The organism is Haemophilus sp. 27098_8_127 (assembly GCF_041433495.1).
In the GTDB taxonomy this organism is placed as follows: domain Bacteria; phylum Pseudomonadota; class Gammaproteobacteria; order Enterobacterales; family Pasteurellaceae; genus Haemophilus_D.
On sequence record NZ_JAPWBP010000010.1, the window covers coordinates 1 to 24,297 of the forward strand.

Here is a 24,297-nt window from a genome sequence, read left to right on the forward strand (position 1 = left end):
AAAAATAACACCTGCTTGTCATATCAAGCAGGTTCTTTGTATTACAAGGGAATGAAAATGTCAAAAATTCTATTAGTTGATGATGATATTGAACTAACAGATTTACTTGCTGAAGTTTTACGACTGACTGGTTTTGAAGTTGAAGTTGCCAATAATGGTCAAGAAGCGTTAGATAAACTGAATGCAAGCCACCAGTTAGTTTTATTAGATATTATGATGCCTGTATTAAACGGCATTGAAACACTCAAGAAAATTCGCCAAACATCAAATGTCCCTGTGATGATGCTTACCGCACGTGGTGAAGAGATCGATCGTGTTCTTGGATTAGAACTCGGCGCCGATGACTATTTACCAAAACCCTTTAACGATCGTGAACTGGTTGCTCGTATTAAAGCCATTTTACGTCGTGCTACACCAGCAGAAAAAGAAAATACACAAAATTCGACCGCACTTTCATCAGAAGAAAATACATTAGAATTCTGTGGTTTAGTACTTCATTCTGGTCTTCAACAAGCTTCTTATAACGGTCAAGATCTTGGTCTAACCGGCTCTGAATTTGCTCTACTTCATAAACTGGTACTTCGCCCTGGACAAATTGTCTCTCGCGAAGAATTAAGCATGAATGTACTTGGCAAACACCTTTCTCCTTTTGATCGCTCGATTGATATGCATATGTCAAACTTGCGCAAAAAACTCCCAGAAAGAGACAATGGCTTACCATGGCTGAAAACGCTACGTGGTCGTGGTTACTTGTTGGTTTGTGAATAATGCTTATCAAGAAATTCAGCTTAAATCAGCTCACGATACGCACATTTACTGTTTTTTGGTTGGCATTCTTTGCCATGACCGCACTTTTGGTCGCACTCCCTTATTTTGATAGCCGCTTATATTCTGACTTGAATCAAAACGAAATATCGAGCTATCAAAAGAAACTCGTTGAATCCATTCGTAACAATAGAATCACCGGTATCCTCGCTGGCGTACCAGTGCTTCCAACCGATAAATTTGACTCTGCGCGCCCTGTCATCATGACGCCAGAAAAAGAAATTTTCGGTGCTTTAGGTGAAGAAAAAATGCATATTGCTCAGTTCGCACAAGAATCTAGCAACTTTGCCCAACCACAACGTAAAACCTTTAAAGATATTCAAATTGCAGGCCCTTTTAAAGTCTATATTGGGGATGCGGAACAATCCTCTGAATTATTCTTTGTGTCTCGTGCAAACGGTCAACAAGAAATTTTACGTTATATGCTTGATCACCCTTGGATCTTACTTCTCTTAACCTTAATTATTACCACACCTTTACTTTGGTGGTTTACGCATACCATCGTCAAACCTATTACCAATTTACAAAAGGCGGCTAATAGCGTGGCGTTAGGAAACTTTAAGGTTGATAATGAATTAGCAAATCATGGTCCAGAAGAATTACGAGAAGTCGGACAAAGCTTTAACAAGATGTCGATTGCGATTGATAATCTGATTTCAAACCAACACAATCTGCTTTCATCTATTTCTCATGAATTAAAAACACCGTTGACGCGTTTGCAACTTTCCACTGCCCTGGTTCGTCATCAAACAGGGGATATTGAACCAGTTAAACGCATTGAGAAAGAAATACAACGAATGGATAAAATGATCAGCGAGTTGTTACTCATTTCTCGCCAACAAATGCATTCTCAAATGGAGCATAATTTATTTCCTATTAATCAGCTTTGGGATGATGTGATCAAAGATGCCTTATTTGAAGCTGAGCAGCGCAAGATCGCCTGCGATGTCAATATTTCTATTTTACATCCTGAAAAACATATGATTTACGGCAACCTAAGCTTGCTTACCAGTGCGATTGAAAACATTATTCGAAATGCACTGAAATATACGAAAGATCGTATTTTCTTAACCATTGATTTACATAAAAATGAGCAGGATGATAATTGCCTACAAATTCGAGTAGATGATAATGGCTTAGGCCTACCACCAGAAGAGTTTGATAAAATCTTTAAGCCATTCTATCGAGTCGATGAAACTAGAACTCGAGCCACTGGCGGAACGGGATTAGGTTTAACGATTGTCTATAATGTTGTGAATGAGCACAATGGAAAAGTATGGGCTGAATCCAGCAATTTAGGTGGACTTGCCGTCACGATTCAACTCCCATTATGGAAGCAACATTAATCCCAAAATAAAAGGCGATATTTTCATATCGCCTTTTTCTTATTTAATTTTCACTCGTTTTAATCGCAATGCATTGGATAGCACCGAAAGCGAACTCATCGCCATGGCTGCCCCGGCCAAAACAGGACTTAAGTAGCCCAATGCGGCAAGTGGAATACCTAACACATTATAAATCAAAGCAAAGAATAAATTTTGTTTGATATTCTTTAATGTTGCACGGGAAATCATTAATCCATCAACTAACTGATCAACCGAATGTTGCATAAGCGTCGCCGATGCAGTTTGTTCTGCAACATCAGAACCCGATTTCATCGCAAAACTTACGTTAGCCATCGCTAATGCGGGTGCATCATTCACACCATCACCAACCATTGCCACCACTTTACCTTGCTGACGTAATGTTTCAATATAGGCCGCTTTGTCACGTGGACTACAATTACCCCGTGCGGTTTTCACACCAACTTGCTGAGCAACATAATCAACGACAGATTGCTGATCGCCACTCATTATCACCACATCAATATTATGCTGATGCAAGCGCTGAATTGCTTGTAAGCTATCCTCTTTCAGACTGTCTGCTAATGCAAATGCACCGATTGGGTTGTCATCTACAGATACCGCAACAATACTCGCAATTTTCCAAATTTGAGGCATATTATCTGGTAAGGTTAATTCACAATAAGTCGGCTTACCGACTTTAACCAAACCTATTCCGTCAATATGAGCAGAAATACCCTGCCCCACTTCGGAATGAACTGAAAGTGCGGTCGGAATTTCAAGTGATTTTTCCTGAGCCGCCAGGACTATTGCTTTAGCTAAAGGATGATTGGCGTTTTGCTCAACGGAAGCCGCTATACGATATAAATCCGTCTCTGAATAGACCGCACTTTGTGGTTGCCAAACAGCGGCTATTTTGAGCTCTCCTTGAGTTAGCGTTCCAGTTTTGTCTAATACCACCGTATCCACATGCGCCGCCTCTTCCATAGATGCCGCATCTTTAAACCAAATCCCTGCATTGACTGCTTTTCCCATACCAACCATTATGGCAGCAGGAGTGGCAAGCCCTAACGCGCAAGGACAAGCAATAACTAACACAGCAACCGAATGAATTAAGGCGGTAACCCAATCACCTTTTATCCACCAGGTTAATACAAATGTTATTGCGGAAATTAATAACACGGCAGGTACAAATACTGCAGCGACTTTATCAGCAAAACGAGCAATCGGTGCTTTTGTACCCTGCGCCTCAGAGAGTGCTTTCATCATATCGCCCAATAGAGTTTGCTGACCGAGTTGATTGGCTCGATAAATAAGGCTACCTTGTGTCACCATAGCCCCCGCAAGCACAGGACTTTGAGACATTTTTTCTAATGGTTGAGATTCACCGGTTAAATGACTCTCATCACACCAACCACTCCCCTGTTCAACTACGCCATCAGCTGCAATACGTTCACCTTGATTAGCCCGTAAAATATCGCCTATTTTTACTAGGTCAAGAGGAATCGTTTCCCAACGATTTTCACGTTGAACACTGACTTGTTTTGGGGTGAGTTGTAATAATAACCCTAAACTGTTTAAGCTTTGTTTCTTCGTTCTTTCCTCAAGAAATTTCCCAAGGCTAACGAAACCTATGACCATCACTGATGCTTCAAAATAAACATGAGATGCACCATCATGCCCCATTGACTGATGATAAAACAGCATAAAGACCGAATAGAGATAAATCGCCAATGTACCAGTACTCACCAGTACATCCATATTGGCCAAACCACCTCGAATACTACCAATCGCACCTTTATAAAAAGGAATGGCTAACCCAAGTTGCACTATGCTCGCAAGAACAAATTGCCACATTGGCGGCATCATCCAAGAATGATGATTAAACATCATCCCGATCATTCCGATTAAAAAAGGAATGTTAATGAACAAAAGCAACCATAAACGCGGACTAATCTTCGTTTCATTGGGTGCACTAGGCAACACATTTTGCTTTAGAATGCCATTAAATCCAGCTTTTTGAATAATGGTTAAAATATCTTGCTCTGAAGCCTGAGATGAATCAAATACAACGTGCGCTTCCTCCGCCGCAAAATTTACGCCAGCTTCAGAGACAAAACCTTTTCGATTCAACACCTTTTCAATTCTGTTAGCACAAGATTGGCAGGTCATCCCCTCGATTTGAATGGCTATTTTTTTATTCTGTTGCATCGAAACCTGCGTCTTCAATTGTTTCAATTAATTGTGGAATACTGACCGCACTTTCATCAAAGGTAACCACCGCTTTACCATCATCAAGTGTCACAACGGCTTTTTCTACGCCATTAAGTTCTTCCAATACTCGAGTGACGCTTTTTACACAACCACCACAAGTCATTCCTGTTACATGTAATGTAATTGATTTCATATTTACTCCTTAATTATTGATATAGATTGAAATTAGGCTTACTATAAACCTTAACATAAGGTTAAGGTCAAGGATTTTTTATGAACATTAGCGAAGTGGCAAAATTAGTCGGTTTATCAAGTAAACAAATTCGAGATTATGAAAAGTCCGGCTTATTAAAACCAGCGCAGAGAAGCCTTTCCGGTTATCGCCATTATGAAGAAAAAGATTTAGAACGACTACGTTTTATTCGTCACTCTCGAGATGTTGGGTTTTCACTCCAACAAATTCACCAACTTTTGCAATTACAGGATAATCCCAATCGTAGTAGCCGAGAAGTTAAAGCTCTCACTACTCAGCATATTAGAACATTGAATGAGCAAATTCATCACTTGCAAAAAATGGTAGAGGAATTGGAACGATGGCATAACGCTTGTCAGGGCAATGATGGCCCTGAATGCAGTATTTTAGAAGGATTAAAAGGATAAATTAATATTCCCAGCTTTCAGGATCGATGCCTAAATCACGCATGATCTCTTTGGCATTTTCAGGAATCTCATCATGGCGTTCTTTCATTAAATCCGCATCAGTCGGTAATGGCTGTCCTGTAAAAGCATGTAAGAACGCCTCACAAAGTAATTCGCTATTTGTTGCGTGGCGCAAACTTTTTAGCTGACGACGCGTGCGTTCGTTGGTCAAAATTTCTAATACTTTAATCGGAATCGAAACGGTAATTTTTTTGACTTGTTCGCTCTTTTTGCCATGTTCTGCATAAGGGCTAATATATTTGCCATCCCAGTTTGCCATAATGCACCTTAAATAACCTGATAATTTGTCTGTATTTTAATGAAAAATAAGCAAAATGACAATCTAGACGGCTAAAAGTATAGCATGCTATTTCCCTTACATTTACTTACAAACATTTACAATAATTTGCAGAACTAAAAAACATTACTTTTGACTAAATGCCTGTTGCATACGCAATACATTATTGTTATTTGAAGATAACGACATATTTAATATTGAGGTCTATTATGTCAAAAAAACTTTTTGCTGAATTTTTCGGTACATTTTGGTTAGTTTTCGGTGGTTGTGGTAGTGCAATCTTTGCGGCTTCGGTCAACCTAGGTATCGGTTATGTGGGCGTTGCATTTGCCTTCGGTTTAACCGTATTAACCATGGCTTACGCTGTAGGTCACATTTCTGGTGGTCACTTTAACCCTGCAGTAACACTTGGTTTAGTGGCTGGCGGTCGTTTCTCTGCGAAAGATGCCCTTCCATACATTGTTTCTCAAGTGGTTGGTGGTTTAGCAGCGGGTGCTGCACTTTACCTTATTGCATCAGGTAAAGTTGGCTTTGATGTGACTGCAGGTTTTGCCTCTAATGGCTACGGCGAACATTCTCCTGAAGGTTATTCTTTAGAAGCCGTATTCGTAGCAGAAGTATTATTAACCGCATTCTTCTTATTAATCATCATGGGTTCTACTCATAAGAATGCGGCAGCTGGTTTTGCACCAATCGCAATTGGTTTAGGTTTAACTTTAATCCACTTAATCAGCATTCCTGTATCAAATACCTCTGTAAACCCGGCTCGTAGTACTGCAGTTGCGGTATTCCAAGGTTCTTGGGCAATCGACCAATTATGGTTATTCTGGGTTGCGCCAATTATCGGTGGTATTTTAGGTGGTATTATCTACCGCACTTTATTAGCGAAAAATAACTAAGATTTCGTTTATAGAGAAAGAAGAAGGCATCATCAGATGCCTTCTTTTTTTATCTTTTATATTGTGTAATCCAAATATATAAATAAAAACCACCTTTCGGTGGTTTCAGTCAATTATAAGGTTTTTGCAAGATCTTTTAGGAAAGCTTTAAACTCTTTCCCTAATTTATCATGACGAAGACCATATTCTACAAAAGCTTCCATATAGCCAATCTTGTCACCACAGTCAAAGCTTCTGCCTGTCATATGGAACGCTTCAACGGTCTCTTTCTCAATAAGCATATCGATCGCATCCGTTAATTGGATTTCATCACCCACGCCAACAGGTGTTTTTTCTAATAAATCCCAAATCGCAGCAGAGAACACATAACGACCTACAACGGCAAGATTTGATGGAGCCTCTTCCACAGATGGTTTTTCAACAATGCTGTTAATTTTAACGCTATCGCCACCTTTCAATTCTATGCCACCACAATCCGCAATACCATAACTACTCACTTCATCAGCAGCAACAGGCGCTACCATAATTTGGCTTGCTTGTGTTTCTTTAAAACGTTTGATCATCGCGGAAAGATTTTCTTTCTTTTGATTTGCCGTAAAATCCGCTAAAAGCACATCAGGCAACACCACTGCAAACGGCTCGTTTCCAACGACAGGACGACCACATAACACCGCATGCCCCAAGCCTTTCGCATTCCCTTGACGAACATGCATGATCGTTACATCTTTAGGACAAATAGAACGAACCTCTTCCAAAAGTTGACGTTTAACACGTTTCTCAAGCATTGTTTCCAACTCAAAAGACGTATCAAAGTGGTTTTCAATCGCATTTTTAGAAGAATGTGTAACTAACACGATTTCTTTAATTCCTGCTGCAACACACTCATTCACAACATATTGAATAAGTGGTTTATCCACAAGCGTTAACATTTCTTTTGGAATCGCTTTTGTTGCTGGCAACATACGGGTGCCTAGACCAGCTACGGGAATAATTGCTTTCATTGATTTTCCTTTTTGTTTAAATATCCAATGACCACACTTCTGTAACACAAAAGTGCGGTCATTATTTATTAAATTTTGATAGATTTAAGTTGGAAAAGTTCCTTCTCTACCTTTATAACTCAAATTCCGTTATTTTTAAAATCTTGCAAACCAATGGGTTTAATTTTTTGAAAAACGTTAATTAAATTATAAATAGAATGTAAAACATTCATAAAACTCGTTGGTCTAAGATGCCCCATCTATATGTTCATCTTTTGACTGCAGAATTCGTTGGTAAATTTCCTCTCGGTGAACGGATACTTCTTTAGGCGCTTGCACACCGAGTTTGACTTGGTTTCCACGTACACTCAAAACCGTGATAGAAATATCGTCTCCAATGAGAACACTTTCGCCAACTTTTCGAGTTAAGATTAACATCTTTTATCTCCTTAGTTTGCATTTATTAGATATCCCTATCAATCAAGTAAAGATCGGCATCCCACCGACCTGCTTGTACTACAGATTATTGCTTAACCAGTTTTGTGCGACAGTTAATGCTAGATTCACATTTTCTGGTTGGGAGCCTCCTGCCATTGCCATATCAGGGCGACCACCGCCTTTCCCACCAACTTGCTGAGCCATTAAATTCACTAGCTCACCAGCCTTCACTTTAGTAGTTAAATCGCTTGTTACGCCAACGACGAGGTTGACTTTATCATCTAAAATAGATGCAAATACAATTACGCCTGAGCCAAGTTGATTTTTTAAATCATCAACCATCACACGTAACGATTTAGTTTCAATTCCGTCTAGTTGATGTACGATTACAGAAACATTATTAATTTTAACCGCACTTTTCACTAAATCGGACCCTGCTTGCATTGCGGCTTTTTCTTTTAATCCTTGTAATTCTTTTTCCGCTTTCTTCGCTTTATCTTGAAGTTGCTGAATTTTCTCAACAAGGGTATTAACGTCAGATTTAAATAAATCTGCACTTTGAGTAAGAATACGTTGTTGGTTATGTAACCAATTAATTGCATTTTCACCCGTTACCGCTTCAATACGACGAATACCTGCTGCAACTGCAGTTTCCGCCACAATTTTAAATAAACCGATATCACCGGTACGTTTAGCATGAATGCCACCACAAAGTTCAACAGAGAAATCTCCCATTGTTAAAACACGTACCACATCAGCATATTTTTCACCGAATAACGCCATTGCACCTTTCGCTTTTGCCGCTTCGATATCCATTACGTCCGTTTGAACTACAAAATTCTCACGCACTTTTTGGTTTACCAACGTTTCAATTTCATTAAGCTGTGCTTTGGTAATCGCTTCCGGATGAGCAAAGTCAAAACGTAATGCAGTATCAGACACTAACGATCCTTTTTGCACTACATGGTGACCTAAAACTTGACGCAATGCGGCGTGTAATAAGTGTGTTGCAGAATGGTTAAGTGACGTTTGATGACGTCTTGCTGCATCCACAACCGCATTGACTGTTTGTCCGACTTTTAAACTGCCTTGTTCTAACTCACCAATATGACCGAATACTTGACCATATTTTTGAGTATCTTTTACATTAAACTGAATACCTGGAGAGGTTAAATAACCACTGTCACCAATTTGGCCACCCGATTCCGCATAGAATGGCGTGTTTTCTAAAATGACGACAGCACTCTGGCCTACAGTAATACTGTCTACTGATTTCCCATCATGGAAAAGTGCGGTCACTTTGGATAAAGATTCTGATTCAGTATAACCTTCAAATTTCGTTTCACCTTCTACACGAATAACATTGTTGTAATCCATGCCGAATTGGCTTGCAGATTGTGCGCGTAAACGTTGTGCTTCCATTTCACGCTCAAAACCTGCTTCATCAATTGCGATATCACGCTCACGACATACGTCTGCAGTTAAATCAAGTGGGAAGCCATAAGTATCATAAAGTTTAAAGGCAACTTCACCTGATAACACACCATCTTTCACTTGAGCAAGCGCATCGTCTAATAAGCTTAATCCGCGCTCTAATGTGCGAGCAAATTGTTCTTCTTCTAAACGAAGTAATTTTTCAACATTGGCTTGTTTTTCTTTAACTTCTTTGCCTGCTTCCGCCATAACTTCAATTAAAGTCGGCACAAGTTTATAGAAGAAGGCTTCTTTTGCCCCTAACAAGTGGCCATGACGTACTGCACGACGAATAATACGACGCAATACATAACCGCGACCTTCATTTGATGGAATCACGCCATCTGCAATTAAATATGAACAAGAACGAATGTGGTCTGCAATTACGCGTAATGATTTATTGGTTAAATCTGTTGTTCCTACGATTTCTGCTGTTTTTGCAATTAATTTTTGGAAAATATCGATCTCATAGTTAGAGTTTACATGCTGTAATACAGCAGAAATACGCTCTAAACCCATCCCCGTATCAACCGATGGACGTGGTAATTTTTCCATTGTGCCGTCTGCTTGACGGTTAAATTGCATGAACACCACGTTCCAAATTTCGATATAGCGATCGCCATCTTCTTCTGGAGAGCCTGGAGGACCTCCCCAAATGTGATCACCGTGATCGTAGAAAATTTCAGTACATGGGCCACAAGGACCGGTATCACCCATTGCCCAGAAGTTATCTGATGCATAAGGCGCACCTTTGTTATCACCGATACGAATAATACGCTCTGCTGGCACACCAACTTCTTTATGCCAAATATCATAAGCTTCATTATCGGTTTCATATACGGTTACCCATAATTTTTCTTTTGGTAAACCGAGCCATTGTGGAGAGGTTAAGAACTCCCACGCAAAATTAATCGCATCATGTTTGAAATAGTCACCAAAGCTGAAGTTACCGAGCATTTCAAAGAAAGTATGGTGACGCGCCGTATAACCGACATTTTCTAAGTCATTATGCTTACCACCTGCGCGCACACAACGTTGTGCAGTTGTCGCACGTGAGTAAGGACGTTTGTCCATACCAAGGAACACGTCTTTAAATTGGTTCATACCGGCATTGGTAAAAAGCAATGTCGGATCATTTTCAGGTACAAGTGAACTACTTGCGACAACCTGATGCCCCTTGCTATGGAAAAAATCAAGGAATGACTGTCTAATTTCTGCTGTTGTTTTCATTGATAAAACCTTGTGTCTCTATCTCGATCACGATTTGTAAAATAAGCTCACTATTCTTGCATATTTTGACCTAGAGAAAAAGGCTTTTTCACTGATCTTAAAAAAGAAAACCGCACTCTACTGCATTGATTGAGAAGTGCGGTTAAAATTTACGTTATTTTAATAGGACTAAAATAATTTTTGCTCACTATTCGTCGCGAAGTGGCACAACCAACATATCAATTTTAATGGTATTCATCACTTGACGTGTTGAAGACATTAATTTACTCCAAAAATCTTGGTGATGACCTGTCACTAGTAGATCTACATCATACTGATCAATAGCATCTGTCAAAACTTGACCTAAATCACCGCTACCGCTCAATTTTTCTTTTATTGGATAACCCGCATGTTCCGCTAAATTAATTAGCGCTTTTTGGGTTTCGCTCGAGATTCTATCTTGCATTGATGACATATTGACATCAATTAAACCAGTATAGAGATCCGAGAAGTTTACATCTACATGAATAATGGAAAGTTGCGCATCATTACGTTTTGCAATTCCCACGGCTTTTTTGAGTAGAAATTCACTTTCGTCAGAAAGATCTACCGCAACTAAAACGTGTTTGTACATAATCGACTCCTTACTGATTTGATCGGCCTTTTTTATCTAACAGTATATTAGCACCTTAACTGCACAAAAAACTTGCACTAGATCACAATTTTGAGAATTCTTCTCAATTTTTCATTAAATTTTCAATGTCATCGATTTCTTTTGGAGCCGCCGCTGTCAGATCTTTGTTGCCATATTCAGTCATCAACAAGTTATCTTCAATACGCACACCAATGCCTTTATATTGAGCTGGCACATCCGCCTCTTCTGAAATATAAATACCTGGCTCAACAGTGATGATCATCCCCACTTCAAGCGTGCGACTACGATCATCGTCATAGCGACCAACATCATGCACATCTAAACCAAGCCAATGACCTAAACCATGCATATAAAATTGGCGATAAGCTTTTTCTTCGATCAGTTTATCCACATCCCCTTTCAGGATACCTAAATCCACCAAGCCTTGAGTTTTAATACGAATCACTTCGTCATTCGCCAATTTAATTGAATTACCTGGTACTAATAACTCAATCGCGCGTTTTTGTGCTTTTAAGACTAATTCATAAATCTCACGTTGTGGCTGAGTAAATTTACCATTTACAGGGAACGTACGTGTGATATCGCCTGCATACATAGCAAACTCACAACCTGCATCAATCAACACAAGATCGCCATCTTTTAATGGTTGATCATTTTCGGTGTAGTGCAAAATACAGGCATTGTCACCACCCGCAATAATTGAGTTATAAGATGGAAATCTTGCGCCATGACGATTAAATTCATGCAGAATTTCGCTTTCAATTTCATATTCAAAACGATTTGGACGAGTCACTTGCATCGCTTTAATATGTCCGAACGCCGTAATCTGTCCCGCTTGTTGCATTAAGCGAATTTCGTTTGGAGATTTGATTAAGCGCATTTCACTTAACATCGGCTGCCAATCAAAAACAGCGTAAAACTTCACCGCACTTTCAGCTAATAATTTATCCCCCCAAGGATGGCGATCTGCCACATGATAAAGTGCAGTCAATTTTTTCGTTAATTTTGGAAATTCAGTTTTGAAATCATCAATAGAATAGGCTTCATCAACATTGAGTTTTTGCGGTGCGCGCTCAACGCCTAATCGGCGACCATTCCATGTCTCAAGTAAAGGATCTCGCGGACGAAGAAATACAACCGCCTTTTCTGCCTCTTCCGTTTTAATCAATAACAATGCGGCATTCGGTTCATTAAAACCTGTTAAATACCAAAAGTAACTGTCTTGACGGAAAGGAAAATCGCAGTCGTTATTACGACGTTTTTCAATTTCGGAAAATAGCAACAAGACAGAATTTGGCTGCATTTGTGCTAACACTTTTTGACGACGTTCAGTAAATTCCTCTTGCGGTAATGCCGCCATATATGCGAGATCCATGTTTCGCTCCTTTTAATGTAATATCGGTTTTATTTCTTGCGCATCATCGTTGAAATGGGTGTAAAACAACATCGCAATGGTGCGAACATATTCAATAATTTCTTCTAGAGCTTCAGCAAGCTCTTCTTCGTCATCATCTTCCTCATAACCAAGCTGACAAATATCTTGTAAATCATCCACTGCTTCGCCAATTTCGCCTTTTTCTTTATCCAATTCTGTCTGAACAAGACCTAAACCCAGTAAAAATTGGTTTGCCCAGTCAGATAAACTGTCTGCACGTGCAAATACGCTCTCATCTTCTGTTAATCCCAATTCAAAATCAAACCCTTCTACATCCCCTAAGGTTTTACCAATCTGTTCATAGATTTCAGTAATTGGCTGAATTAATGCGGTTGGATAAGCGTGGTTATCATTACTGAATTGATATAAAAGTGGTAACCAGCTTTGATCTTTCAGTCCACCACAAATTAAACCACTCAAAAAACCATGTAATTCCGTTGCATTAATATCAATACCGGCAGATTTGAGTTGTTGATTAAGTTCAGTTTGGGAAATTGTCATTGTTATACCTATAAAATCATCGAAAACCATTAAAGTGTAGCACCACACAAATAAAAATGCGATCGCATTTCTATAAAGAAAAACGATCGCACTTTCTTTCACAAAGGGAGGAATTACATCATTCCGCCCATGCCTCCCATACCGCCCATGCCGGCAGCACCTAAATCGGCTTTATCATCTTTTGGAAGATCGGTCACCATACATTCTGTGGTAATCATTAAGCCCGCTACAGAAGCGGCGAATTGTAACGCAGAGCGAGTTACTTTAGTTGGATCTAAAATACCCATTTCGATCATATCACCGTACTGTTCGGTACCTGCGTTATAACCGAAGTTACCTTCACCATTTTTAACCGCACTTGCTACAACAGATGCTTCTTCACCTGCGTTAGTGACGATTTGACGAAGTGGTGCTTCCATTGCACGTAATGCAAGTTTGATACCAACATCTTGTTCTTCGTTATCACCTTTTAAGGTTGCCGCGACTTTAGTTGCTGCACGAACTAAGGCTACACCACCACCGGCAACAATACCTTCTTCAACTGCGGCACGAGTTGCGTGTAACGCATCATCCACACGATCTTTTTTCTCTTTCATTTCAACTTCAGTTGCTGCCCCGACTTTGATGACAGCCACACCGCCGGCAAGTTTAGCCACACGTTCTTGAAGTTTTTCTTTGTCATAATCAGACGTTGATTCTTCGATTTGCTGGCGAATCTGCGCTACGCGACCTTTGATTTGAGCTTCATCACCCACACCATCGATGATTGTGGTATTGTCTTTGTTGATGACAACACGTTTTGCTTGACCTAAATCTTCTAATGTCGCTTTTTCAAGTTCCATACCGATTTCTTCAGAAATCACAGTACCCGCTGTTAAGATCGCAATATCTTGTAACATTGCTTTACGACGATCACCAAAACCAGGTGCTTTTACCGCAGCAACTTTTACGATACCGCGCATAGTGTTCACTACTAAGGTTGCAAGTGCTTCACCTTCGATATCTTCAGCGATAATTAATAATGGTTTGCCCGCTTTCGCTACACCTTCTAATACTGGAAGTAATTCGCGAATGTTTGATACTTTTTTATCGACTAAAAGAATGTATGGGTTGTCTAATTCAACAGTTGCCGTTTCTGGTTTGTTGATGAAATAAGGTGATAAGTAACCACGATCGAATTGCATCCCTTCCACAACCGCTAATTCATCGTCAAGACCTGTACCATCTTCTACGGTAATCACGCCTTCTTTACCCACTTTTTCCATTGCTTGAGCAATTAATTGACCCACAATGCTGTCAGAGTTAGCAGAAATTGTTCCTACTTGCTCAATTTCTTTAGAAGTTTCGCAAGGTTTAGATAAATTTTTAAGCTCAGAAACAACCGCACTTACCGCTTTATCGATACCACGTTTTAAATCCATTGGGTTCATACCTGCAGCCACAGCTTTTAAGCCTTCATTTACAATAGCTTGAGCAAGAACTGTCGCGGTCGTTGTACCGTCACCTGCTGCATCATTGGCTTTAGAGGCAACCTCTTTCACCATTTGTGCACCCATGTTTTCAAATTTATCTTCTAATTCAATTTCACGTGCGACAGACACACCATCTTTAGTGATAGTTGGTGCGCCAAATGATTTATCTAAAATGACATTACGACCTTTAGGGCCAAGGGTCACTTTTACTGCATCTGCTAATACATTCACGCCTTTAAGCATTTTTATGCGTGCATCGTTACCAAATTTTACGTCTTTTGCTGCCATTTTCTTTTTTCCTTAATTTAAATTATTCCACAATCGCCAAAATATCGTTTTCAGAAATGATTAACACTTCTTCACCATCGATTTTTTCACTTTTCACGCCATAACCATCATTGAAAATGACTGTATCGCCAACTTTTACATCTAAAGGTTGAACGGTACCATTTTCTAAAATACGACCTTTACCCACTGCCAATACTTTCGCACGGGTTGATTTAGTCGCCGCTGAACCGGTTAATACGATACCGCCAGCTGAACGAGTTTCTACTTCTTCACGTTTAATGATTACACGATCGTGTAAAGGACGAATATTCATGATTAATTTCCTTCTTATTAAAATAAAGTGTTTTAAATGTGGGGATAACTTTTTCGGTTTCAAGGGGATAAATAAAAAAATTTCACCCTAAAAAAATTTATGCCAGAAATAAAAATATCTCTTATACGTCTTATTTGAAATGTGATCCACGTCAAATTTATTTTCTATTTAAATTCCTATAATTAACTCAAATTAATTAACAACCAGGAAAGGTGATTAAAATGACTCAATACAGAAAAGAAGTGGATTTATTAGGTGAACGCGATGTGCCAGCTGATGCATACTGGGGTATCCATACCTTAAGAGCGGTTGAAAACTTCAATATTTCTAATGTAACCATTTCTGATGTACCAGAATTTGTTCGCGGCATGGTAATGGTAAAAAAAGCAACTGCCCTAGCGAATGGTGAATTAGGTGCTATTCCAAGTGATATTGCAAAAGCGATTGTAGCGGCTTGTGATGAAATTCTTACCACGGGGAAATGCTTAGATCAATTCCCATCTGATGTATATCAAGGTGGTGCGGGTACTTCTGTTAATATGAATACCAACGAAGTAGTTGCTAACCTCGCGCTTGAAAAAATTGGTCATAAAAAAGGTGAATATGATGTTATTAACCCAATGGACCACGTGAACGCTAGCCAATCTACCAATGATGCATATCCTACCGGTTTCCGTATTGCGGTATATAACAGCATTTTAAAACTTATCGACAAAATCCAATACTTACATGATGGTTTCGATAATAAAGCAAAAGAATTTGCTAAAATTTTAAAAATGGGTCGTACCCAATTACAAGATGCGGTACCTATGACCGTTGGTCAAGAGTTTAAAGCCTTTGCCGTATTACTTGAAGAAGAAGTACGTAACTTAAAACGTACCGCTGAGTTACTCCTTGAAGTCAACCTTGGTGCAACAGCAATCGGTACGGGTTTAAATACACCACAAGGTTATACAGAATTAGTAGTAAAACACCTTGCTGAGGTGACTGGATTACCTTGCGTACCCGCTGAAAACTTAATCGAAGCAACATCTGACTGTGGTGCTTATGTCATGGTTCACGGTGCATTAAAACGTACCGCTGTAAAACTCTCTAAAGTATGTAACGACTTACGTTTACTCTCTTCTGGTCCACGTGCAGGTATTAAAGAAATTAACTTACCTGAATTACAAGCAGGTTCTTCTATCATGCCTGCAAAAGTAAACCCAGTTATTCCAGAAGTGGTAAACCAAGTATGCTTTAAAGTAATTGGTAACGATACTACCGTTACTTTCGCATCTGAAGCGGGTCAATTACAATTAAACGTAATGGAACCAGTGATTGGTCAAGCAATGTTTGAATCTATCGACATCTTAACCAATGCTTGCGTGAACTTACGCGATAAATGTGTAGACGGTATTACTGTAAACAAAGAAATTTGTGAAAACTACGTATTCAACTCAATCGGTATCGTGACTTACTTGAATCCATTTATCGGTCACCATAATGGCGACTTAGTGGGTAAAATCTGTGCTCAAACTGGTAAAGGCGTACGTGAAGTGGTATTAGAAAAAGGTTTATTAACAGCAGAACAATTGGATGACATCCTTTCTGTAGAAAACTTAATGAACCCAACTTACAAAGCGAAATTAAATAAATAATCTCGCTGAGATATAAAAAGAGCGGTCAATTTTGACCGCTCTTTTGTTTAATCTAAAACTAAATCTATTATTTATATCCATAGATTCGAGCAAAACTATCTACACTAGGATCTTTTTGCCAATGATATTCGGTGTGGTTAGCAATGTCTTGAGCCAAGTCACTACCATAATAATCAGCAATAAACCCAAGCGCCATATCCATACCAGCAGAAACGCCTGATGAAGTGTAAAACTTGCCATCTTTCACCCATCTTGCAACGGGTTGCCATTTTACAGCTGGGCGACATTGTTTTACCCATTCTAAAGATTTTTTATTAGAAGTCGCTTTTAAACTATCTAATCGCCCCGTACAAGCCAATAATGCTGAACCTGTACAAACACTGAGACAAACCTCTGACTCATCAATCCATTTACCAAGCTGATTAATAAAGTGTTCATCTTTTACTAACTGACGAGTTCCCTGCCCCCCAACAACCAATAACACACTATGAGGTAATAAATGTTCTAGCTTTTCTGTTTCAATATAAAATCCTTGCTTACTACGAATTAATCCACCAAGTTGGGATACATAGTGAAGTTTTACATTAGGAACTCTTGCTAAAAACTCAACACTCCCCATTAAATCTAACGTTTCATAGTCATCAAAGACAAGGCAATAAATATCCATTTTCTATTCCCCCAATTAGATAAGGTAAATTTTTATAAATTACGACATCAGCAAAGGTTTATTAAGTGACTTAAAGTACAAACGTAACAAAAACGGACCGCTCTTTTTTATTTAAAATGGAAACAGTATTGGCACAATAAAAACAGTTACCAACATAACAATTAAGGTAAAAGGTACGCCGATTTTAATAAAGTCAGCAAATTTATAGCCCCCCGGCCCCACCACCATGGTATTCACAGGAGAAGAGACTGGGGTCATAAATGCAGCAGAAGCCGCAATCGCAACGACCATCGCAAATGGCACGGGAGACACATTAAGCTGTGTCGCAAGAGAAATCGCAATGGGTGCCATTAAAATTGCAGTAGCCGTATTCGATATAAACAATCCTACTAATGCACAAAAAATAAAGAGCACAATCAATACAGGATACATTCCCCATCCATCAATGATTTGTGTGAGCCATTTCACTGCAAACTCTACCCCACCGGTTTTTTGAAGTGCGGTCGAAAACGGCATCATTCCGATAATCAGAATAAGGCTAGGCCATTGAATGGAGTCATAAGCACTTTTAGCATCCACGCAACGGAAATAAGCTAACATTAAACAACCAATCAAGGCAGCCACAACATTCGGCACAGCACCTGAAACCATCAGTACCACCATAGTTAAAATGGATAGTAAGGCAAGTGGAGCTTGACGTTGAGCTGGCACGGCGCGTGCCATTTCTTTCGGATAATTCAATACAAGGAAATCTTTTCGACGATCACGCATCGCTTGAATAAGTCGCCAATCGCCAATCACTAAAAGTAGATCACCTGAGCGATATTTTTCTTTAAAGGCATCACTCAATACCACGCCATCCCGTTTAATCCCAACCACATTTAAGCCATATTTTGTGCGGAATTGTAACTCTGCAGTGGTTTTACCAATACAGGCGGAGTTCGGCACAATAATTAACTCGGCCATTCCAATGGAACGTGCCTGCTGATCAAATGATTGTGATTTAATTTCGGCAGGCTCTAAATGAAACTCTTGGCAAAACATATCAAAATTGAAATCACAGTGTTCCAAATCCACCATGAGAATATCTTTTGCTTTTATCTCTGATGTGCCAAGAGGCATGATGTAACTTGGACGGAAATGCTTCCAACGCTCAATCGCCAACACATTTAATTGATAGCTAGAACGCAAATGCAGTTGGTCTAAAGTTTTACCTACGAAAGGAGACGTGCTTTTAACCACCAAACGCTTGGTACGATCTTTCAAACCATATTCATTAATTAGCTCATTCATGGAGCTTTGCATCGTATCTTGATTGCTTTCATCGTTATTATCAGAAAGCCATCGACGGGCAATAAGCATATAGCCCATACCCAACACTAAGATCAGCAATCCGATCGGGGTGAAATCAAAAAACTCAAGGCGAAGATTGGTGTCTTTTACTAATTCTGCATTCACCACAAGGTTAGGCGCTGTTGCGATTAATGTCATCATTCCACTTATTAATCCTGCCACGCTTAATGGCATCATTAATCGTTTGGGTGAAATATTCATTTGGCGGCAAATCATCATCACTACAGGAATAAACACAGCAACCACCCCTGTTGAGCTCATAAATGCGCCTAATCCTGCCACTGAAAGCATCAGTAAAATGAGTACCTTAGCTTCACTATTTCCTGCTACTTTCAAGATGCCATCGCTTACGCGATAAGCAATCCCCGTCCGAACCAAGCTTTCTCCTACAATAAAAAGCAAAGCAATGAGAATAATATTAGGATCACTAAAGCCAACTAAGATCTCTTGAATACTGAGAATACCGCTTAGATAAAAGGAGAGCATCACTAATAATGCCACCACATCCATACGAATTTTATTATGTACAAATAAAATAATGGCCGCAACAAGCAGTATTAATGTCCAAAACAATGGACTCACCCAAAGTGCATGCTCAAAAATGGTATTCATACTCTATCCTTCAATCTTAAAATCTTTCAAGGTCACTACTCTTCTATGCCTAGCGCCTTCTTCACAGGTGAAAAACTTCGACGATACTCCGGTAAAGGCCCCAGTTCCGCTAACTTTTCTAAGTGTAATTTGGTCGGATATCCTTTATGTTGAGCAAAAGCATAGTCAGGATGTTTTTTATCTAACGCTTCCATTTCCTGATCGCGCGCGACTTTTGCCAAAATAGAGGCGGCGCTAATTTCAGCCACTAGTGAATCCCCTTTCACTACCGCTTGAGCAGGTAAATTAAGGTTAGGCGGAACACGATTGCCATCAACCAACACAAAGTGCGGTTGAATTTTTAAGGCTTTTACTGCTCGTTCCATAGCTAACATAGAGGCATGAAGAATATTTAGTTCATCGATCTCAGCTGGCTCTGCTCGTCCCATTGCCCAAGCTAAGGCTTTCTCTTTAATTTCTGCAGCCAGTGCAAGACGTTTTTTCTCGCTGAGCTTTTTAGAATCTGCCAGTCCAGTAATCGGATTATTCGGATCTAAGATCACTGCAGCCGTTACAACTGCTCCTACTAAAGGGCCACGTCCAACCTCATCCACCCCTGCAAATAATTGATAACCTTCAGGATAAACAAAATCAGTCATGTTTTTGCTCCAATAAATCAACCACAGCTTGTGCTGCTTGGCTATCCGCATCACATTGAATTAATTTATGCAGCTCTGTAAAACGTTGAATTAAAATACTGCGAGATTTGACCGCGCTTTCATCATCACCCAAATACTGAGCAAGTTGTTCTGCTAATTTTTGCGGTACGCAATCTTCCTGAATCATTTCTGGTACAAGCATTTCATTCGCTAATAAATTAGGTAATGAAATATATTTTGTTTTGACTAATCGTTTTGCCAAGAAATACGTGAACGGTTTCATTCGATAGCCCACCACCATTGGCGATTTACACAACATCGCCTCAAGTGCTGCGGTACCTGAAGCAAGTAAAGTTGCTTCGGCAGCAATCATCACTTGGCGAGCTTTACCATCAATTAAATGTATATCAAGATCAGGAGCAATCTGAGCCTTTATTTCCTCAAATTGCTGGCGACGTTTTTCATTCACCAAAGGAACTAAAAACTGCAAGTCTGGATATTTTTCTTTTAATAACAAAGCGGTCTTTAGAAATGGCTCTGTCAGAAACCCAACTTCACTACCTCGACTCCCCACTAAAATGGCAAGATAACGTCCTTTTTCATCAATACCTAAGGTCTGACAAGCTTCCGTTCTATTTGGTTTTAATGGAATCGCATCTGCCATAGTATGACCAATAAAACGGCAAGGCACATTGAAACGATCATAAAAGGCTTTTTCAAAAGGAAGAAAAGCTAATACTTGATGGGTTGCTTTAGCAATTTTATAAATACGATTTTGACGCCAAGCCCATACAGATGGGCTCACGTAATGAATGGTTTTAATCCCTTTTTCTTTTAATTTCAGTTCAACGGTAAGATTAAAATCCGGTGCATCAATACCGATAAATACATCCGGTTTAATAGTAGAAAGTTGCTCGATAATACTGCGACGAATTTTTAGCAATCGAGGCAAATGCTTGAGAACTTCTACTAGCCCCATGACAGAGAGCTCTTCCATATCAAAAAAGCTTTCAAAGCCTTGAGCAATCATTCGCTCTCCACCAATCCCGACAAATTTAGCTTGCGGATAGTGGCGTTTAAGCGCCTGAATGAGACCTGCGCCAAGAATATCACCAGAGACTTCGCCGGCAATGATCGCAATAGTCGGATTTTCTTTAATCATTAAATTTATCCTAAAAAACGACCGCACTTTGAACAAATCATAGTGCGGTCTCTTTGTTATTCATCATTTTCTCTTAACGAGAAAAAACGTTAATTAACGAATAATGCCACGAGTAGAACGTTTGAAGAACTCCACAAAGAAACTAATTGCAGATTCAGTTTGTGCAATTTGTTCAATTTCAGGCAATACTTCTTCAAGGGTTTTACCACTGCGGTAAATCATTTTATATACGTTACGAATCGCGTGCATGGTTGGTTTATCAAAACCACGACGTTTTAATCCTTCAAGGTTAACACCAAAAGGTTGTGCATGGTTACCTTGAGCCATTACATAAGGCGGCACATCTTGGCTAACCATAGAACCACCACCTAGCATAACGTGTGCTCCTACAATCACAAATTGGTGAATCGCAGACATCCCACCAACAATCACAAAATCATCTAATTCAACATGACCAGCAAGTGTTGCGTTATTTGCTAAGATACAGTTATTCTTGATTTGGCAATCATGCGCAACATGTACGTTTACCATGAGTAAATTGTTATTACCAATACGGGTGACACCACCACCTTGGATAGTGCCACGATGAATTGTCACATGCTCACGAATACGGTTTCCATTACCAATAATGGTTTTTGTTGCTTCGCCCTTATATTTTAAATCTTGGTTGACTTCACCAATGCTAGCGAATTGATAAATCTGGTTATCTTCACCAATCACGGTATCGCCTTTCACGACAATGTGAGAATTTAAAACTGTACGTGCTTTAATCTCAACGCTCCCTTCAATAATACAGAAAGGACCGATAACAACGTCTTCGCCAATAACTGCACCATCAGCAACAAGCGCGGTTGGGTGAATTTTTGCACTTGGGTGGATCATACTTACCCCTTAATTTTCTTTAATTATCGACGAGCACACATTAATTTGGCTTCACAAGCAACTTCACCGTTTACGGTTGCAATACCTGTGAATGCTGTAATACCACGACGTTCTTTAATCACTTGAACGTTCAATTCCATTTGATCTCCAGGTAATACTGGGCGTTTGAAACGCGCTTCATCAATACCTGCGAAATAGAATAATTCGCCACCTTTTAATTCATGGGTTTTAAATGCAAGGATCCCCATTGATTGCGCCAAAGCTTCAAGAATTAACACACCCGGTAAAATTGGCTCTCCAGGGAAATGACCGGTAAAACAAGGTTCGTTTACGCTGATATTTTTAATTGCTTTTAACCATTCACCTTCTTTGTAGTCTAACACACGATCCACTAATAAAAATGGATAACGATGTGGCAATAAGGTCATAATTTCTTTTGCTTCAATTACTTTACTTGCTTGATTCTCTGACACGTCTAATACCTTTAAAATAAATAATAATAAAACACTGGAATTATACGATATTTCTGTATAAAAATAAAACGCACCCTAGGGTACGTTTTAAAATCTTAGCCAAGTTTTTTCTCTAGGACTTTCAATCGTTTATTCATACCATCAATTCCCAAGGTAAGTGCAGCTGTTTTTCGCCACTCTTTATTAGTTTGTAATGGTATACCCGATGAGTATACGCCAGGCTCAGTAATTGGGCGCATCACCATACCCATACCTGTTACGGTTACTTTATCGCAGATCTCCATGTGGCCATTGATCACACTTGCTCCGCCAATTAAACAATAACGACCCACTTTTAGGCTACCAGCCATAATGACACCACCAGCTACCGCTGTACCCGTGCCGATATGAACGTTATGCGCAATTTGACAAAGGTTATCAATAATGACGTTATCTTCAATGACTGTCGCGTCTAAGGCTCCACGGTCAATACAGGTACAAGCACCAATTTCGACATTATTACCAATGATCACTTGACCTACTTGTGGAATTTTTATCCAGCGACCTCGATCATTTGCATAGCCAAAGCCATCACTACCAATGACAGCGCCTGATTGAATTAAGCAATTTTGTCCAATTTCTACTTCATGATAAATGCTTACGTTTGCCCAAAGCTGAGTACCCGCGCCAATTTTGGTGAATTTACCTACAAAACAACCTGCACCAATAACCACGTTATCGCCTAATACAACACCTTCTTCAATGACGGCATTCGCACCAATTGATACATTTTCGCCAATTGAAACTTTTTCAGAAATAACCGCACTTGGGTGGATATTTTGAGCCGCTTTCGGGGTAGTGTCCATATATTGAGCTAATACTGCATAAGCAACATAAGGATCTTTAACGATAAGTAAATTACTTTCAGGTGAGCAAAATTCCACATCTGCTTCTGACACCACAAGAATACCTGCTTTAGATTCAGCTAATAAAGGGCGAAATTTTGCATTAGAAATGAACGTAAGCTGATTTGCTTCTGCTTTTGAAAGAGCAGCAATACCATTAACGACAACGTCGGCGTTACCGCGAAGGGTGCCGCCGACTTTTGTTGCTAATTCCTGTAAAGAATAGGATTTTTGCATTATGAGAACCTATTATTTTTTCTCTTCAGTTTTTGCTGGAGCTGCTTTTTCAGTTGCTGGAATAGATTTTAATACTTCTTCAGTAATGTCTTTACCATCTACCGCAAATACGACAGAGTTAGCATCTAAAACATAAGTATAACCTTTTGCTTTTGCTAAGTTATTCGTTGCAACTTGAATGCTTTCTAATAATTTACCACGCTCTTCAGTTTGACGTTTTTCGTTTAACTCTTGGAACTCAGCAACTTTTTTATCTTGTTCTTCCATTAATTTATTTAGTGCTGCTTCTTCATCAGCTCCAAATTTAGTAATTTCATCTTGACGTTTTTGAATTTCAGCTTGACGTAAACGAGGTGCATCTTTTTGTAAAGCAGCAATTTTTGCTTCTACTTTTTTACGAGATGCTACAATTTTATCATCAATTTCTTTTTTGCTTGCAGCAAGTTTATCTGCCATTGGTTTAAATTCTGCATCTAACTTATCTGCTACAGCTTGGCGATCTGGGTGATTTTGGAATAAATAACCAGCATTGATGAATGCGATATTTTCATCTGCAGCAGCAAAACCTGATGCAAGTGCTAGACCTAAAGAAAGTGCGGTAACTTTTAGTACGTTTTTCATATTTGAATTTCCTTAAATTAGTTTAGTAAATTTTTCTGTGTCAGCTAACTTACTGACACAGAACAAAGATTTTGACTTAAATAGAA

The 24,297-nt window shown here is 39.3% G+C and carries 24 protein-coding genes; 5 read left to right on the forward strand and 19 right to left on the reverse strand.

Features of this window, described 5'->3' with window-relative positions:
- Positions 1-57 precede the first annotated feature (57 nt).
- A complete protein-coding gene (locus tag O3746_RS09380; RefSeq protein WP_049365682.1) occupies positions 58-768 on the forward strand; it encodes a response regulator in 711 nt (236 codons plus the stop codon).
- On the forward strand, positions 768-2,171 hold the full coding sequence (gene cpxA, locus O3746_RS09385; RefSeq protein WP_371448813.1) for an envelope stress sensor histidine kinase CpxA: 1,404 nt from the start codon (positions 768-770) through the stop codon (positions 2,169-2,171). Before O3746_RS09380 ends, cpxA begins: the two co-directional genes overlap by 1 nt.
- 39 nt (positions 2,172-2,210) lie before the next feature.
- Here cpxA and O3746_RS09390 read toward each other — a convergent pair whose 3' ends face one another.
- The gene (locus O3746_RS09390; protein ID WP_371448815.1) at positions 2,211-4,379 is read right to left on the reverse strand and encodes a heavy metal translocating P-type ATPase; all 2,169 of its coding nucleotides are present in this window, start codon (positions 4,377-4,379) and stop codon (positions 2,211-2,213) included.
- Entirely contained in the window at positions 4,366-4,575 is a 210-nt protein-coding gene (locus tag O3746_RS09395; RefSeq protein ID WP_005696754.1) for a heavy-metal-associated domain-containing protein, read from the reverse strand. Before O3746_RS09395 ends, O3746_RS09390 begins: the two co-directional genes overlap by 14 nt.
- 80 nt (positions 4,576-4,655) lie before the next feature.
- Between O3746_RS09395 and cueR the strand changes: the two genes are divergently transcribed.
- A complete protein-coding gene (cueR, locus tag O3746_RS09400) occupies positions 4,656-5,042 on the forward strand; it encodes a Cu(I)-responsive transcriptional regulator (RefSeq protein WP_371448818.1) in 387 nt (128 codons plus the stop codon).
- A gap of 1 nt (position 5,043) precedes the next feature.
- On the opposite strand, the gene metJ is transcribed toward cueR, so the two are convergent.
- Positions 5,044-5,361: a met regulon transcriptional regulator MetJ gene (gene metJ / locus O3746_RS09405; RefSeq protein ID WP_005696757.1), complete on the reverse strand. Its 318-nt coding sequence runs from the start codon at positions 5,359-5,361 to the stop codon at positions 5,044-5,046.
- A 227-nt stretch (positions 5,362-5,588) separates the two neighbouring features.
- Between metJ and aqpZ the strand changes: the two genes are divergently transcribed.
- Positions 5,589-6,278, forward strand: a complete 690-nt coding sequence (gene aqpZ, locus O3746_RS09410; RefSeq protein ID WP_371448820.1) for an aquaporin Z — start codon at positions 5,589-5,591, stop codon at positions 6,276-6,278.
- Positions 6,279-6,391: 113 nt separating this feature from the next.
- Here aqpZ and galU read toward each other — a convergent pair whose 3' ends face one another.
- From galU to O3746_RS09450, 8 genes are all read right to left on the reverse strand, one after another.
- A complete protein-coding gene (gene galU / locus O3746_RS09415; protein ID WP_070868734.1) occupies positions 6,392-7,279 on the reverse strand; it encodes a UTP--glucose-1-phosphate uridylyltransferase GalU in 888 nt (295 codons plus the stop codon).
- 225 nt (positions 7,280-7,504) lie between these two features.
- Positions 7,505-7,696: a carbon storage regulator CsrA gene (gene csrA / locus O3746_RS09420; RefSeq protein ID WP_049363188.1), complete on the reverse strand. Its 192-nt coding sequence runs from the start codon at positions 7,694-7,696 to the stop codon at positions 7,505-7,507.
- Positions 7,697-7,774: 78 nt separating this feature from the next.
- Complete coding sequence (alaS, locus tag O3746_RS09425) at positions 7,775-10,399, reverse strand: alanine--tRNA ligase (RefSeq protein WP_371448822.1); 2,625 nt, start codon at positions 10,397-10,399, stop codon at positions 7,775-7,777.
- Between the two features lie 187 nt (positions 10,400-10,586).
- Positions 10,587-11,012, reverse strand: a complete 426-nt coding sequence (gene uspA / locus O3746_RS09430) for a universal stress protein UspA (protein WP_005698692.1) — start codon at positions 11,010-11,012, stop codon at positions 10,587-10,589.
- A 103-nt stretch (positions 11,013-11,115) separates the two neighbouring features.
- The gene (pepP, locus tag O3746_RS09435) at positions 11,116-12,408 is read right to left on the reverse strand and encodes a Xaa-Pro aminopeptidase (protein WP_371448823.1); all 1,293 of its coding nucleotides are present in this window, start codon (positions 12,406-12,408) and stop codon (positions 11,116-11,118) included.
- A 12-nt stretch (positions 12,409-12,420) separates the two neighbouring features.
- On the reverse strand, positions 12,421-12,969 hold the full coding sequence (locus O3746_RS09440) for a UPF0149 family protein (protein WP_197570473.1): 549 nt from the start codon (positions 12,967-12,969) through the stop codon (positions 12,421-12,423).
- Positions 12,970-13,082: 113 nt separating this feature from the next.
- Positions 13,083-14,729, reverse strand: coding sequence for a chaperonin GroEL (groL, locus tag O3746_RS09445; protein WP_197561009.1), 1,647 nt, complete (start codon positions 14,727-14,729; stop codon positions 13,083-13,085).
- A gap of 22 nt (positions 14,730-14,751) precedes the next feature.
- Positions 14,752-15,042, reverse strand: a complete 291-nt coding sequence (locus O3746_RS09450) for a co-chaperone GroES (RefSeq protein WP_005629492.1) — start codon at positions 15,040-15,042, stop codon at positions 14,752-14,754.
- Positions 15,043-15,263: 221 nt separating this feature from the next.
- Here O3746_RS09450 and aspA point away from each other — a divergent pair, with 221 nt between their 5' ends.
- Positions 15,264-16,682 carry an aspartate ammonia-lyase gene (gene aspA / locus O3746_RS09455; protein WP_049375733.1) on the forward strand — a complete coding sequence of 473 codons (1,419 nt, stop codon included), beginning with the start codon at positions 15,264-15,266 and terminating at the stop codon, positions 16,680-16,682.
- Positions 16,683-16,749: 67 nt separating this feature from the next.
- Here aspA and O3746_RS09460 read toward each other — a convergent pair whose 3' ends face one another.
- The 8 genes from O3746_RS09460 to O3746_RS09495 form a co-directional block, all read right to left on the reverse strand.
- Positions 16,750-17,349, reverse strand: coding sequence for a DJ-1/PfpI family protein (locus O3746_RS09460; protein WP_371448827.1), 600 nt, complete (start codon positions 17,347-17,349; stop codon positions 16,750-16,752).
- Positions 17,350-17,460: 111 nt separating this feature from the next.
- Positions 17,461-19,314 (reverse strand): SLC13 family permease, encoded by a 1,854-nt coding sequence (locus tag O3746_RS09465; RefSeq protein WP_178162738.1) that lies wholly within the window; start codon positions 19,312-19,314, stop codon positions 17,461-17,463.
- A gap of 35 nt (positions 19,315-19,349) precedes the next feature.
- The gene (rnhB, locus tag O3746_RS09470; protein ID WP_070868718.1) at positions 19,350-19,952 is read right to left on the reverse strand and encodes a ribonuclease HII; all 603 of its coding nucleotides are present in this window, start codon (positions 19,950-19,952) and stop codon (positions 19,350-19,352) included.
- Complete coding sequence (gene lpxB / locus O3746_RS09475; RefSeq protein WP_070868712.1) at positions 19,945-21,114, reverse strand: lipid-A-disaccharide synthase; 1,170 nt, start codon at positions 21,112-21,114, stop codon at positions 19,945-19,947. Before lpxB ends, rnhB begins: the two co-directional genes overlap by 8 nt.
- Before the next feature lie 93 nt (positions 21,115-21,207).
- On the reverse strand, positions 21,208-21,996 hold the full coding sequence (gene lpxA / locus O3746_RS09480) for an acyl-ACP--UDP-N-acetylglucosamine O-acyltransferase (RefSeq protein WP_049363211.1): 789 nt from the start codon (positions 21,994-21,996) through the stop codon (positions 21,208-21,210).
- Positions 21,997-22,019: 23 nt separating this feature from the next.
- Positions 22,020-22,469 (reverse strand): 3-hydroxyacyl-ACP dehydratase FabZ, encoded by a 450-nt coding sequence (gene fabZ / locus O3746_RS09485; protein ID WP_005696774.1) that lies wholly within the window; start codon positions 22,467-22,469, stop codon positions 22,020-22,022.
- Positions 22,470-22,564: 95 nt separating this feature from the next.
- Positions 22,565-23,590 carry a UDP-3-O-(3-hydroxymyristoyl)glucosamine N-acyltransferase gene (lpxD, locus tag O3746_RS09490; RefSeq protein ID WP_371448830.1) on the reverse strand — a complete coding sequence of 342 codons (1,026 nt, stop codon included), beginning with the start codon at positions 23,588-23,590 and terminating at the stop codon, positions 22,565-22,567.
- 12 nt (positions 23,591-23,602) lie between these two features.
- Positions 23,603-24,211, reverse strand: a complete 609-nt coding sequence (locus tag O3746_RS09495) for an OmpH family outer membrane protein (RefSeq protein WP_371448832.1) — start codon at positions 24,209-24,211, stop codon at positions 23,603-23,605.
- Positions 24,212-24,297 lie beyond the last annotated feature (86 nt).

Bases quoted from the DNA above. Each gene is read 5' to 3' on its own strand.
- groL (WP_197561009.1), bottom strand. From the start codon at position 14,729: ATGGCAGCAAAAGACGTAAAATTTGGTAACGATGCACGCATAAAAATG.
- uspA (WP_005698692.1), bottom strand. From the start codon at position 11,012: ATGTACAAACACGTTTTAGTTGCGGTAGATCTTTCTGACGAAAGTGAA.
- cueR (WP_371448818.1), top strand. From the start codon at position 4,656: ATGAACATTAGCGAAGTGGCAAAATTAGTCGGTTTATCAAGTAAACAA.
- O3746_RS09380 (WP_049365682.1), top strand. From the start codon at position 58: ATGTCAAAAATTCTATTAGTTGATGATGATATTGAACTAACAGATTTA.
- O3746_RS09465 (WP_178162738.1), bottom strand. From the start codon at position 19,314: ATGAATACCATTTTTGAGCATGCACTTTGGGTGAGTCCATTGTTTTGG.
- O3746_RS09450 (WP_005629492.1), bottom strand. From the start codon at position 15,042: ATGAATATTCGTCCTTTACACGATCGTGTAATCATTAAACGTGAAGAA.
- aspA (WP_049375733.1), top strand. From the start codon at position 15,264: ATGACTCAATACAGAAAAGAAGTGGATTTATTAGGTGAACGCGATGTG.
- lpxA (WP_049363211.1), bottom strand. From the start codon at position 21,996: ATGATCCACCCAAGTGCAAAAATTCACCCAACCGCGCTTGTTGCTGAT.
- metJ (WP_005696757.1), bottom strand. From the start codon at position 5,361: ATGGCAAACTGGGATGGCAAATATATTAGCCCTTATGCAGAACATGGC.
- O3746_RS09460 (WP_371448827.1), bottom strand. From the start codon at position 17,349: ATGGATATTTATTGCCTTGTCTTTGATGACTATGAAACGTTAGATTTA.
- pepP (WP_371448823.1), bottom strand. From the start codon at position 12,408: ATGGATCTCGCATATATGGCGGCATTACCGCAAGAGGAATTTACTGAA.
- O3746_RS09495 (WP_371448832.1), bottom strand. From the start codon at position 24,211: ATGAAAAACGTACTAAAAGTTACCGCACTTTCTTTAGGTCTAGCACTT.
- alaS (WP_371448822.1), bottom strand. From the start codon at position 10,399: ATGAAAACAACAGCAGAAATTAGACAGTCATTCCTTGATTTTTTCCAT.
- rnhB (WP_070868718.1), bottom strand. From the start codon at position 19,952: ATGACTGATTTTGTTTATCCTGAAGGTTATCAATTATTTGCAGGGGTG.
- galU (WP_070868734.1), bottom strand. From the start codon at position 7,279: ATGAAAGCAATTATTCCCGTAGCTGGTCTAGGCACCCGTATGTTGCCA.
- cpxA (WP_371448813.1), top strand. From the start codon at position 768: ATGCTTATCAAGAAATTCAGCTTAAATCAGCTCACGATACGCACATTT.
- aqpZ (WP_371448820.1), top strand. From the start codon at position 5,589: ATGTCAAAAAAACTTTTTGCTGAATTTTTCGGTACATTTTGGTTAGTT.
- O3746_RS09390 (WP_371448815.1), bottom strand. From the start codon at position 4,379: ATGCAACAGAATAAAAAAATAGCCATTCAAATCGAGGGGATGACCTGC.
- csrA (WP_049363188.1), bottom strand. From the start codon at position 7,696: ATGTTAATCTTAACTCGAAAAGTTGGCGAAAGTGTTCTCATTGGAGAC.
- lpxD (WP_371448830.1), bottom strand. From the start codon at position 23,590: ATGCAAAAATCCTATTCTTTACAGGAATTAGCAACAAAAGTCGGCGGC.
- lpxB (WP_070868712.1), bottom strand. From the start codon at position 21,114: ATGATTAAAGAAAATCCGACTATTGCGATCATTGCCGGCGAAGTCTCT.
- O3746_RS09440 (WP_197570473.1), bottom strand. From the start codon at position 12,969: ATGACAATTTCCCAAACTGAACTTAATCAACAACTCAAATCTGCCGGT.
- O3746_RS09395 (WP_005696754.1), bottom strand. From the start codon at position 4,575: ATGAAATCAATTACATTACATGTAACAGGAATGACTTGTGGTGGTTGT.